Source organism: Bacteroidia bacterium (genome assembly GCA_025056095.1).
Taxonomy (GTDB): Bacteria; Bacteroidota; Bacteroidia; order JANWVE01; family JANWVE01; genus JANWVE01.
On sequence record JANWVW010000063.1, the window covers coordinates 1 to 13,138 of the forward strand.

The following is a 13,138-nucleotide window of genomic DNA, read 5'->3' on the forward strand; positions in this document are numbered from 1 at the left end:
TGACCTGTTCAATTATGTCTTTACCTTGTTTGAGCTTGAAGTACAATTACTTACAAGCTAAAACTTTGCATAAAGTAAGATAGAACGATTTTTTACAGTTGAGTTGCGTGGGACACGCAGAGGTAGAAGTTGCCCTGTGTATAGGAGTAGTCCGTTAGTGTTTATTTAACCTCTGCGGAATTTATTATGCAAAACAACATAGACTTGTACAAAAAGGCTACAAGGATTTTGACCTTGCAGCTCGCAGTTCCAAAATCGTTTGATTAGCGCCTATTACTTTTGCTTTTCCGCGTGGAACTGAACCGAACAAGAGTCGCAGTTCCACAATGGTTCGATTAACACTTTTTGTACTATGATTACTGAAACAAAAAACATTAAAGAGTCGCAGTTCCACAATGGTTCGATTAACACTTGCTTTTAGAACAAGGATATGCCATCTTTGGCTCTAATGATAAGTCGCAGTTCCACAATGGTTCGATTAACACTGAATTTATAAATTTCTATGAACTTTACTTTACACTTTTTGGGGTCGCAGTTCCACAATGGTTCGATTAACACGGTTCAAAACGAGTTAAAGAAAAGAAAAGAAGTCGCCGCCGCAGTCGCAGTTCCACAATGGTTCGATTAACACAAAGGCAAAAAACATGTCTGCCAAAGAGACTCCTCAAAACAGTCGCAGTTCCACAATGGTTCGATTAACACACCCAAATTTTGACCACAAAAATATGCAATTGCTGCAAACTACGCAATATTTTTTTAAAAAAAATATCTGCCATCAGACTTCGATCGTTCTGACAAAATGACATAGTGAGGTTAAGTTGATGATTTTGAGTTAGTTATGTAAAAAATTGCGAAAGACATCGACGGTTGTTGATTGTCAAGGAGTTAGGTCAAAAAGTGGGCTAAAATGCTACGGTTTTCGTAGTGTTTTAGGTAGTTTTAGTGGACATCGACGGAAAGGGGTAGTCAAAATCTGCACTGTGGGCATAAAGGAAGCGGTTTTTTTGTGTCAGACTTTTTTTGAGTAATTGGATGTTTTCAATTTTTTTTGAAAGTTTGTTTTGATTTGATTGCGTGAGGCATGCGGAGGGTGGGCGTTAGCCCAGTGCGTAGCGAAGCGAAGCACCGAAGCGTTAGCGTAGCCCGCAGCACGCCGACCTTGCCCACACAAGCGCAAGCGAAGTGTGGGCAAGGACACGCCCAAAAAAATAAAAACTTAACCTTCATCTCAAAATAAACTCAACCTGTTTAATTTTTTGAGTACTTATAGCTCGCAGTAGTTATTTTTGCAATTAAGATAGAGCAAATTGAGAGTAAAAAACCTGCCAAGCAAAGAAATGAGAGACTTTGTTTTATTGCTAAGCCTCTGCCTATGGACTATAAACGTACAAAGTCAATTTTCAAATACCTATAACAAAACTTTATTGGAAGCCCAAAAAAAGTTAGAAATATACGATGCCCAAAGCGCTAAACAACTGTGCTACAAAGTTCAAAACACAATTAAACCTAACACTTCTGACTATTTTTTATGGCATCAAATTTTAGCTAAAAGTGAGGCTTTAGCCGCAAACTACACTACTGCTTTAGAAATATGGGAAAAAGCCCACAAAGATAAAAATACCCCCTTGTATTACTATTACAAAATACTTTGGCTCAAAGAACGTGGAAACTACAAACAGGCTTATGAAGAAGTTTACCTTTGGCAACAAATAGAAAAACGTAGAAACACCGCTGACTACATTACCGCCAACCTTTTACTTGTTGAGCTTAACCTTTTGCTGTCCAACTATACGCCCATTAAGCCAATATTACAAGAAATAGAAAAACTTACACAAGATTTATACGGCACGCAACATCCTGTTTATTACCAAGTTTTAGCCCAATTGGCACTGTATCACAAAGAAATGCAGGAATACAAACTTTCTGAACAGTACTTTATGCAGATTTTGCCCTACTACCGAGAAGAAAATAATATAGAATACGCGTACTTAACTGCACAGCTTTCAGGAATGTATGCTAAAATAGGCAGCTATGACCGCGCCAAAGAAATTTTACAAAAAGCCGAAGAACGGTTACAAACTACTAAGTACATGCCCCTGTCCGTTTTTTATACTGTCTTGTCCCAAAAAGTAGATATCTACCAAGAAGTAGGTAAATACGATGAGGTACAAAAAACCTTAACTTATTTAGAACAAAAAATTTTACAACAATCTCATAATCAACATCCTTTGTATGCTTTAACCTTGTACAGAAAAGCAAAATACCTTTTTCACACAGCTCAATACATTGAAGCTGAAGAATATGCACAGCAAGCTCTAAATATACTTACTTCACAATGGGATGAGTATCATATTCACGTACACGAACTCAAAGCTTTGGCAGCAAACATAGCCTTAGCTTTGGGGCAGTCGAATACTGCTAAACGTATTCTTCAAAGTTTAATTTCTATCCAAGCTGAACAGTTAGGATATTACCATCCTCTGTACTTGGAAAATATTCAGTTTTTAGCCCGGATTTATATGCAGGAACGCAATTTCTCGCTTGCAGCTAACTTAATGGAAAAAGCTTACCACTATGCGCAACAAAACGCTCATCTCACTGCATCTACTCGCTTACGTATTTACATGGACTACCAATACTTAAAAAGTTTATCCAATCCCAAAGAATATTCTTACACTGCATGGAATTCCATAGAACAAGAACTCTCTTTTCAGCAGCAGCATAGCCAACTAGCGCTTTGCTACATTCAGCAAGCAGAAATTTTTTTAATTGCTCAAAAATATGATAGCGCACAGCATAAAGTTCAACAGGCTTTGCTTATTTTACAGTCCTCTGTAACCTGCAATCCTACTCTACTTGTCCAAAGTTATCACATATTAGCTAAGAGCTACTTTTATACAAAGCCTGATAGTGCTTTGTACTGCTACCAAGCAGCTCTCAAACATTTATTTACGCTTACACAAGAACTATTCCCCTACATGAACGAACATGAACAACTATATTGGTATCAAAAAATGTATGCTTTGTTAGAAGAGTATCAACAGTTTTCAGTACAACATATTGACTTACAGCAGCAAAATCATCAATACATGGTAATTTTTGAATTATACTGCAAGTCTATTTTATTGAGAACGCACCAAAAATTCAGAATTTCTGTATCAAATGTTCAAAGTCAAGAGCTTAAAACTTACTTTCAAGAATGGCAGCATAACAAAAAGCTATTGATACAAGGTTTATTTAACTTTTACCAGCATTTGAACGTGGACAGCATTCAAAAACAAGCCGCACAAATAGAACGTTATCTCCGTACGCATCTAAACTTTGAAACACAACGTTTATTCAAGCTCTACACTTGGCAAGAAGTTCTCAATGCTATCCCTGACAGCAGTGCTTTGTGGCTGACAATACGTATTCCTGTTAAAAAAGATAGTCTGTATTACCTGCACTACTTGATAGAAAAGAAAAATTTGTATCCCAAGTACATTCTACAAAAAAATGGCAACTACATAGAACAGGAAGTTATATTAAAATACAAAAAGTACATAAAAGGTGTTTTTGATGTTCAGGAACAAGTGTATGAGCATTTTTGGCGACCTATACAAGATGCTTTATTTAACACTACAAAAATTTACTATATTCCTGATGGCGTTTTTTATCAAGTCAATCCTAATACTTTGTATGATATTGAGAAAGAGGAGTATCTACTGCTAAGTTATGACTTTTACTGCATCAACCATATTGAGGATATAAGTACAGTCATACAAACTGATGACATAACAAGCCGCACTGCAGTACTTTTTGGTTATCCTGACTATGCAATGGAAAAAATGAATACGGATAGTACAAGAGGGTATTTATTACCTTTACCAGGTACAAAAGCAGAAGTAGAAAACATTAAGAAACTACTCCAAAGACAAAATTGGAAGGTGCAAGTGTATCTTTCCCAACAGGCTACAGAAGACAACCTTAAAAAAATTCACAATCCTGCGATATTACACATTGCTACGCACGGTTTTTACATTGACAACTCCAAAAACAAATTTTTACAAAAGCGAATAGGAATAAGTGATAGTGCGTTATATTCTATTCCTTTGCTACGTTCAGGGCTGATGTTGGCAGGCGCTGAAAAGACATTAGAAAGCTCATATCATAGCTCTATTGATGATGGAATACTCTTAGGATATGAAGCCCAGCACTTAAATTTAGAAAACACAGAGTTAGTTGTGCTTAGTGCATGCGAAACAGGATTAGGAAGTGTGATGGCAGGTGAAGGTATATTTGGTTTGCAGCGAGCTTTTGAAATGGCAGGTGCAAAAACTGTTATGACCAGCTTGTGGAATGTCAATGATAACGCCACTCAACTACTCATGACTTACTTTTATTCTTTTTGGCTAAACTATCGGAATAAACAAACTGCCTTAAAAATGGCACAAATCGCAGTAATGAAAGAATACAGCTATCCATACTATTGGGGTGCCTTTGTGTTGGTTTATTGAAAATTAGTTGTCTTGTTCGTATTCTTGGTAAAATTTGATAAAAACTTCTAAGCTGTTTCGCCCATTCTCATATTCTTTATGAATACCATCATTAGGTACAGGTTTGTAGATGAGCGTATTTAAATTGCGATTAGTAATTACAAATACATTGTTCAATGTAGAATTGCAAAAATCTTTCATAGAAGGGTCGTTTTTAAGCTGCTGGGCATATTGTTTAGCTTGTCTTTTGTCGGGAAAAGTAGAGATATAAATTAAACTCAAAGTGTCGTTGTAAATGTTATCATTAACCATTAAATTGCTTGTAGAATAGAATTTAGAATTAAAGTCAGCAATCTTAATTTTAGCAGTGTTGAGATTCTTTTTGCTATCTATATAGAGAAATACCACTATTTTGTCTGTCGGTTTAACTTCGGGGTCGAATTCAAGGGTAACTTTGGAGATATTTTCTTTATTTTTTTCTAACGTAGCCAATAGCCCTCTAACTTGACCAATAAAAGGTGCTTTGGGAAAGTGCCTGTCTATAAAACGGTATTCCGCAATAAGGCTATCGGGTTTATCTAATTCCTTATACGCATACGCGCGTAAAAAATGGAATTTTGCTATCTCTTCATTTTTAGGGTTGGGGCGTATAACTTGGTCGCATAAAGCAATAGTACGTTCAAATTCTTTGTTTTCATAAAGTGCAATAGCTTGGGCATAAAGTTGATTCATGCTATCTCTAAAAGCAACTTGTTTGTTAGCTTTGCCCATAATTAACTGTGTATATTCGTGGTCAGGGTAGTTTTGGATGAGTAAATTTTTGTAGTACTCTGCTTTTTGGGGATTATTAAGCTTTTTGTAAGCTCCATAGAGCGAAAAATAAATAGAAGGCTTATATTTAGTATCTGGAAAGCGTTTGAGCGTATTTTCAAATGTATATTGAGCAGAATCAGGCATATTAAAGCCAATATAGAAAGTATTTCCCAACTGGTACATTGCTTCTTCCACTTCTGCAAGCATCTTATTGCGCTCTGCATCATTTTTGGGTACATTTTTTAGGTAGGTTTCTCGCATCAAAAGAGGGTTTTTAGGTTTATTTTTGGGGTCATTTGTGTTTTTATTTGGGTCGTTATTTGCATTAGAAGAAAAATCTTCAAACTTAATTCCTTCCGAGTACTTCCAGTTGTCGCCGTACACTCTATCTCCCCATAGCCGCTTAAATTCTGCTTTACCTTGAGCTACCACAGCAGGATTATCAAAATAAAAAGTACCTCCTGTTGTGTTGAAAGTAGTTTTAGGAAGATCATCTCTCATAGGGTCTATGAAGTTAGAGCCACTATTTTTTTTCTCTTCTTGTTTTTGTAGTTCTTTTTCTTTTTTCTTGATGATAGCATCAATAATGGCATACTGCTCTTTTTGGGGAAGCAAACTAAATTGAATCAAGCTATCTTTTTCACGAATAATTTTAGTGTACTTAACGTAGTCAGAAAGATTTTTTTTAATAGCTTCTGCTTTCTCTGATTCTTGGTTAGCTTTACCTGAACTCTTAAAAGCAGCTGCGGCGCTATCGTAATAGGCTTCAGCTAAAACGAATTTGTTTAATGGACTAAAATAGACATCTCCCAATTTGTTATAGGCTAGTCCTTTTTGATAGGCATTTTTTGTACTTAGTTTAGCTGATTTTTTGTAAGCATGGATAGCTTTTTGATAGTTTTTATTACGTACTTCAATATTTCCAAGTTCGTAATAAATTTGGTCGTAGTTATCGCTGTTTTTGTCATCGGCAATCATACGTTTGAGGGTGCGAGTAACTTTTTTATTTTGTTTGTTACTTGTATCAGCTAAATACGCATGTACTTGTCCAAGCTTGGCATTGAAAGTAAACTCATAGTGTGTATTTCGTTTCATAGCTTGCGTGAAAGCTTCAAAAGCTTTGTTTTTTTGACCTTGGCGTACATATAGTTGTCCCAAAATAAAATAATAGTGGTTTTTTTCTTTGCGCCTGCGAGTGAGTTTGACAGCTTGTTCTAAATTCTCAATTACTAATGGATAGTTTTTTTGCTTAGCAAAGTAAAAAGCGTTCAGTACATAAAAATCTTTTCGTATGCGTTTGGGGATATTTTTTTTGCTTAGGTATTCATCAATAATTTTTTTACCTGCGAGATTATCATCTGCAGCAATTTTAGATTTAGCTAGCCATACTGCGCAGTCATTTTTGTATTTAGTTTTTTCGAACCGTTTTTCGGTAAGCAAGTATGCAAAAGATTGGGCAGCACTGAAATAGTCCCCTTTGTAAAAACGTGCTAATCCAATATAAAAGAAGCAGTCATCTACCCAACGGCTATTTTTGTGGTCTGTAATGGCAATAGACATTTTTTTGACAGTTTCATCAAACTTTTGGAATTCAGCTTTATTTTGATTGACATCTAATGAGAGGTAAATAGGCAGTATTTCATTAAAATCGTATTTGTAGTTGTTTTCTATGTTTTTGACAGCTTCTAGGTACTTCATTTTGCCGTTAAAAAAGCGGTTGTAGTGGGCAGTAGTGTTGTGGTATAGTAAGCTTGGAATACTTTTATTTAATGAACCGTCAGGCTTAGTTGCTCGGCAGGCTATCAAAAGCGGTACTATGCTGAACCAAATCATTTTTATCCATAGCTGCCCATATATTCTCATACTACAAAGATAAGCATAAGTGTTTATTTAGAGGTAGGTTTTTAGGTTTGTATTTAGGAACAATTTTTTGGGCGTGCCCTTGCCCACACTTCGCTTGCGCTGGTGTGGGCAAGGTCGGCGTGCTTCGGGCTACGCTATCGCTTCGGTGCTTCGCTTCGCTCCGCACTGGGCTAACGCCCACCCTCCGCATGCCTCACGCAAATTAACTAAAAAAACCACTTTCAATAGAATTTTTCGTCGTTTTTTTTCATACTAGTAAAATAAATTGTATCTTTGCTACTATGATAGATAAAATCGATATTGAAAAAGTCCTTTTTATGGACAGTGAAACTGTACCTATGACCGAAAAATATGAAAACTTACCCGAACGTTTTCAAAAATTATGGGACAAAAAAACAAAAAACAAAAGAGGTGAACAATCTCCTGAACAATATTTTGAAGAGCAAGGTGGCGTTTTAGCTGAATTTGGTAAAATCGTTTGTATTAGTGTAGGTATAGTCAAAAAAAATCAGCAGTCAGGCGAGCTAGAACTTAATTTATACTCTTTTTACAACGAGGAAGAAAAAAAATTATTAGAAACATTCAAAAAAGCTTTGGACCACCGTTGGAGCATAGGAAAAGTGTCCTATATATGCGCGCATAATGGTAAAGAATTTGACTTCCCCTATATATGCCGCCGAATGTTAATCAACCGAATAGGAATACCTCTACCTTTTCAAATACAAGGCAAAAAACCTTGGGAAATTACTCATCTTTTAGACACAATGGAACTATGGAAGTTCGGAGATAACAAAAATTTCACCAGTTTGGATCTACTAGCCGCTGTGTTTGACATTCCTACTCCCAAAAGTGAAATGGATGGTAGTCAAGTAAAGGGAGTATATTATCAAGATAAAGACCTTGAAAAAATTGCAACATACTGTGAAAAAGATGTAACAACTTTGGTACAAGTATTTTTAGCTTTACGCGGAGAAAATCCTATTGCAGAGCAAAATATCATACGTCATACAAAAGTAAATCAAACTACGAGCTAAAAAGCAAAGTTTTTTGAACACTAAACTGTTTCACCTGCACAAAAAACACTCAAAGTTGAAATTACAGCTTTTGACACATATTGCAAATTTTTGCATTTTGTGTTGATAAAATCAAAAAGTATACCTATTTTCGCAGATACATTTCATGTTTATGAAAAAAATCTTGCTGTATTTATTTTCTTGCTCATTGTTTTTGAGTGCATTAGGTCAAGATCCGCAGTTTTCACAGTTCTATGCCGCTAAGCTGTATCTGAACCCCGCCTTTGCAGGTTCAGGTGTGGGACCAAGAGCAACTTTAATATATAGAAATCAATGGCCTGGATTGGGTAAAAGCTATAATACTTTCAGCGCCGCTTACGATCAAACTTTGTTATTCGGATCTTCACACAAGGGCGGAAAACGTGTAAAAAGAATACTTACACATGGTGTAGGGGGGCTTATTACTGTAGATAGAGCAGGTGAAGGTAACCTAGAATCTCTAGACTTTAGCGCTATCTACTCAGCTAATTTCAATTTAGGAGGCTCTAATTTGCTCATTGGCGGACAAGCAGGATTCGCTCAAAAAAGTATAGACTTTTATTTGCTTACTTTCGGTAACCAGCTTGATCCTCGAACAGGATTTAATAGTAGCCTACCCTCAGGAGAAAATTTACCCCCATCTCGCACTATTACTTATACTGACTTTGCAGGCGGAATTGAATGGTATAATAAATACCTGTACGTAGGTTTTAGCGCACACCACTTAACTCAACCTAATCAATCTTTACTCTTGTATGGACAAAATGCCCAGCTTCCTATGCGACTTACAGGTAACATAGGAGGATTATTTCCTATAAATGAAAAAGCTAACATTGGATTTGGAGGTCTATACAGAAAACAAGGACCTTTTACACAGATAGATTTAGGCGTTTATGGGAATTACAAAATGCTTCTATTAGGTTCTTGGTATCGTTTGAATGATGCCGTCATTTTATTAGCAGGAGTTAAATTAGGTATGTTTACCGTAGGCTACAGCTATGATATTACTACCTCAAATATGCGAGGCTATGGACTTGGGGCACATGAAATTTCTTTTAATGTAGAAATAGAGCAAACTCATAAACTCAAACCTAAACGGTTTAACAAGCTTCCCTGCCCAAGATTTTAATACAAAAAATATATGACTGAAAATCAGTATTTTACAAAGTTTTTGAATAAAAACCACATAAATATTCATACAAAAATTTGCATACTTAAACATTTCGTTGTAAATTGCATAAAAATTCAAACAATGAGATAAATCTATACTCAAATTCAACCGATGTACGAATATGAGAAGGCTTAATCATATAGCAGTTTTTACTGTAATCTTGAGTCTTGCAGCAATTACTACGGGGTGCTTCAAGAAAAAAGATAACCGTACGCGCGTATCCCAAGTTACAGGGCAAAGATTTGGGGAGGATACTCCTTTCACTGTGGAAAAGTACCAAGAACAAGAAGCAGGACCTGGTCTAGTTTTTATTCCAGGTGCCACTATGCACCTTGGAAACTCTGAACAAGATATTGGTTACGACATGGATGCTCGCCCACGCCAAGTAACAGTTTCTTCTTTCTACATGGACGAATGTGAAATCTCAAACTTGGATTGGAAACAATTTTTGTATGGTCTAAAAGACAGTATCCCCGCAGAAGATGAGAAATTCAAACTCTATATTCCCGATACAATGGTATGGTTCAGAGAATTAGCGTTTAATGACCCTTACACTAAGGTATATTTTCAACATCCTGCATATAATTTATATCCCGTAGTAGGTATCACTTGGCTACAAACTCAAGAATTTTGCAAATGGAGAACAACAATTGTAAATGGAAAATTAGCTCAAGATAACCCCCCTACTGTAACTGACCCTGACGCAGCCCGCTACCAAAGAGTAGTATATCCTGAATATCGTCTGCCTACAGAAGCAGAATGGGAATACGCAGCACGGGGCGGACTATATAATGAACTCTATCCTTGGGAAGGACACACTACCCGCAGACCTAAACGCGGAGAATGGCGAGCTAACTTCTACCATGGGCGTGGAGATTATGCAGGCTGGCATTCCGAAGCTGCTGATTGGACACCTCGCACTACAGATGACGTATATGCCATTCCCACTGACACAAGATGGGGCGAACCTAATAACTACGGCTTATATAATATGGCAGGTAACGTAGCTGAATGGGTACAAGATACTTATCGTATCCTTACTTATGAAGATGCCGATGACCTAAATCCTCACCGTAGAAATGACCGACTAGATGGAGATAACCGCTATGTTACTTCAGGTGAATACTTTACCGCAACCCCTAGCAATCTTGCTAACGTAAGCCGTGCCAACAGCGCAACTTTGATAGGCGAACGCACTAAAGTATATCGCGGAGGTTCTTGGAAAGATGTGGCTTACTACATGACTTGCGGCGCAAGACGCCATGAACAAGATACTTCTCGTTCTGCTACTATTGGCTTCCGCTGCGCTATGACTCGTGTAGGTTCATCTCGCATTAGTAACTAAGCACTTTACTAACAATCCAACAATATATTCAAAGTGCATACTTGAAAAAGTATGCACTTATTTTTTATTTTTTTGTTTTTACTTTTGCAATATGCAGATAAGCCACAGTCAAGAATTGTTTCAAGAAGCCAAAAAATATATACCTGGCGGAGTAAATTCGCCTGTTAGAGCCTTTAAAAGTGTAGGGGGAAATCCTGTTTTTATTAAGTACGCCAAAGGTGCATATTTATTTGATGAGGATGGAAATTCATATATAGACCTTATCAACTCTTGGGGTCCCATGATTTTAGGGCATGCTTATCCACCTATTGTAGAAGCAGTGCAACAAGCTAGTACTAATTCCTTTTCATACGGAGCCCCTACTCGTATAGAAGTAGAAATGGCTAAACTAATATGCGAACTCGTTCCCTCTATTGAAAAAGTACGCATGGTAAACTCAGGTACAGAAGCTACTATGAGTGCCATACGTGCCGCACGGGGATATACCAACCGAGATAAAATTATCAAATTCGCAGGTTGTTATCATGGGCATGGAGATAGTTTTTTAGTAGATGCAGGTAGCGGCGCTCTAACTTTTGGAGTTCCTAATAGTGCAGGTGTAACCAAAGGCACTGCAAAAGACACTATATCTTTACCGTTTAATGACCTCAACGCAGTAAAACAAGCTGTTGCCCAAAATAAAGGTGAAATTGCAGCAATTATCTTAGAACCAATTGTGGGTAACATGGGCTGCGTACCTGCTAAAAAAGAATTTTTACAAGGATTAAGAGAACTTTGTACCCAGGAAGGTATTGTGTTGATTTTTGATGAAGTAATGACAGGTTTTAGAATCAGCTTAGGTGGTGCCCAAGAGTATTACGGCGTCCAGCCAGATATGACCACATTAGGTAAAATTATCGGCGGGGGATTGCCCGTAGGGGCTTACGGCGGTAAAGCAGAAATTATGGACTGTGTGGCACCTGTGGGAAAAGTATATCAAGCAGGAACATTAAGCGGAAATCCCATAGCCATGACCGCAGGATACACTACTCTCCGCATACTCGCCGATAATCCTGACCTACTTAATCAGTTAAATAAAAAAGCAATAGCGATTGGAGAAGGTATAAAAAATAATCTTAAAAAACTTGGACTAAATTATCAATTCAATCAAGTAAACTCAATGTTTACATTATTTTTTACTGAAACGCCTGTTACAGATTTATCTACTGCGCTTACTTCAGACACACAGCGGTTTGCACAGTACTTTCATTATAATTTGAGAAACGGTATTTATTTAGCCCCCAGCCAATTTGAAGCTATGTTTGTCAGCTGTGCTATTTCTGATGAAGACATTGAAAAAATCATCAAAGTAAGTTATGATGCCTTAGTGCATATTCATGAACTTAAAAACGTACATTAAAATCTCTATCAAGCTATGATACAGAAATACTTCTCATTAGTAAAATTTTCGCATACCATATTTGCCATGCCTTTTGCTATAATAGGGTTTGTATTAGGAACTTATGTGCAAGACTCGTTTCAATGGCAAACTCTATTGCTCATAATACTGTGCATGGTATTTGCGCGCAATGCGGCTATGGCTTTTAACCGATATGTAGATAGAGAAATAGACAAAAAAAATCCTCGTACTGCTAATAGAGAAATTCCTTCGGGAGTAATATCGCCGCGAAATGCACTCATTTTTGTAATAGTCAACAGTGTAGCTTTTGTTATTACAACTTTTTTCATTAACCGTTTATGTTTCTATCTATCACCTGTGGCTTTGTTGGTCATTTTAGGATACTCTTTTACTAAACGGTTTACAGTTTTGTGTCATTTTATTTTAGGACTTGGATTATCGCTTGCCCCCATAGGGGCTTATCTGGCTGTTGTAGGTCAATTTGAGTGGCTTCCCTTGTATTTTTCGCTTGTCGTTATGACTTGGGTTGCGGGGTTTGATATTATTTATGCTTTACAAGATGAAGAATTTGACAAAGCCCACCAACTCAATAGCATACCTGCTTGGGTAGGTAGAAAAAATGCTATCTTACTTTCTATTTTTATACACTTGATTACTGCTTTTCTTATCATTTGGATAGGAATTGAGTATTTAGAAAATATCGTTTATTGGTCAGGTGCAGGACTATTTTTAGGGATACTTTTTTATCAACACACTTTGGTAACTCCAGAGGATATCAGCAAAGTAAACATTGCATTTTTCACAGCTAATGGTATAGGAAGTGTAGTGTATGGGATTTTCACTTGTTTATCCGTATATGCTTGAAATGTTCTTGTTTTATTTAGTGTGTTTAGCTTATTGAGAAAAAGATTTGTAAGTTATTTTTTGGGCGTGCCCCTTGCTGCGCAAGGGTCGGGGCATTCCGCACTACGCTTCGCTTCGGTGCTCCGCTAACGCTACGCACTGCCTAACGGCATGCTC

At 37.0% G+C, this 13,138-nt stretch carries 9 protein-coding genes and 1 CRISPR repeat array; of the genes, 7 read left to right on the top strand and 2 right to left on the bottom strand.

The window, feature by feature from the left end; all coding sequences use genetic code 11:
• Window positions 1-240: 240 nt before the first annotated feature.
• Window positions 241-702: a CRISPR direct-repeat array (repeat unit 30 nt; unit sequence GTCGCAGTTCCACAATGGTTCGATTAACAC).
• 379 nt (window positions 703-1,081) lie between these two features.
• Complete coding sequence (locus tag NZ519_06570) at window positions 1,082-1,237, top strand: hypothetical protein (protein MCS7028415.1); 156 nt, start codon at window positions 1,082-1,084, stop codon at window positions 1,235-1,237.
• A gap of 118 nt (window positions 1,238-1,355) precedes the next feature.
• Window positions 1,356-4,496 carry a CHAT domain-containing protein gene (locus NZ519_06575; GenBank protein MCS7028416.1) on the top strand — a complete coding sequence of 1,047 codons (3,141 nt, stop codon included), beginning with the start codon at window positions 1,356-1,358 and terminating at the stop codon, window positions 4,494-4,496.
• Between the two features lie 3 nt (window positions 4,497-4,499).
• Here the strand turns inward: NZ519_06575 and NZ519_06580 are convergent, their stop codons facing one another.
• Both NZ519_06580 and NZ519_06585 read right to left on the bottom strand, forming a co-directional pair.
• Entirely contained in the window at window positions 4,500-7,151 is a 2,652-nt protein-coding gene (locus tag NZ519_06580) for a tetratricopeptide repeat protein (protein ID MCS7028417.1), read from the bottom strand.
• Between the two features lies 1 nt (window position 7,152).
• Entirely contained in the window at window positions 7,153-7,341 is a 189-nt protein-coding gene (locus tag NZ519_06585) for a hypothetical protein (GenBank protein MCS7028418.1), read from the bottom strand.
• A gap of 91 nt (window positions 7,342-7,432) precedes the next feature.
• On the opposite strand from NZ519_06585, the gene NZ519_06590 reads away from it, so the two are divergent.
• From NZ519_06590 to ubiA, 5 genes are all read left to right on the top strand, one after another.
• The gene (locus NZ519_06590) at window positions 7,433-8,185 is read left to right on the top strand and encodes a 3'-5' exonuclease (GenBank protein ID MCS7028419.1); all 753 of its coding nucleotides are present in this window, start codon (window positions 7,433-7,435) and stop codon (window positions 8,183-8,185) included.
• Window positions 8,186-8,336: 151 nt separating this feature from the next.
• On the top strand, window positions 8,337-9,332 hold the full coding sequence (locus NZ519_06595; GenBank protein ID MCS7028420.1) for a type IX secretion system membrane protein PorP/SprF: 996 nt from the start codon (window positions 8,337-8,339) through the stop codon (window positions 9,330-9,332).
• A 202-nt stretch (window positions 9,333-9,534) separates the two neighbouring features.
• Window positions 9,535-10,719: an SUMF1/EgtB/PvdO family nonheme iron enzyme gene (locus tag NZ519_06600; GenBank protein ID MCS7028421.1), complete on the top strand. Its 1,185-nt coding sequence runs from the start codon at window positions 9,535-9,537 to the stop codon at window positions 10,717-10,719.
• Between the two features lie 91 nt (window positions 10,720-10,810).
• Window positions 10,811-12,118: a glutamate-1-semialdehyde 2,1-aminomutase gene (hemL, locus tag NZ519_06605; GenBank protein MCS7028422.1), complete on the top strand. Its 1,308-nt coding sequence runs from the start codon at window positions 10,811-10,813 to the stop codon at window positions 12,116-12,118.
• Window positions 12,119-12,133: 15 nt separating this feature from the next.
• Entirely contained in the window at window positions 12,134-12,982 is an 849-nt protein-coding gene (gene ubiA / locus NZ519_06610; GenBank protein ID MCS7028423.1) for a putative 4-hydroxybenzoate polyprenyltransferase, read from the top strand.
• Window positions 12,983-13,138 lie beyond the last annotated feature (156 nt).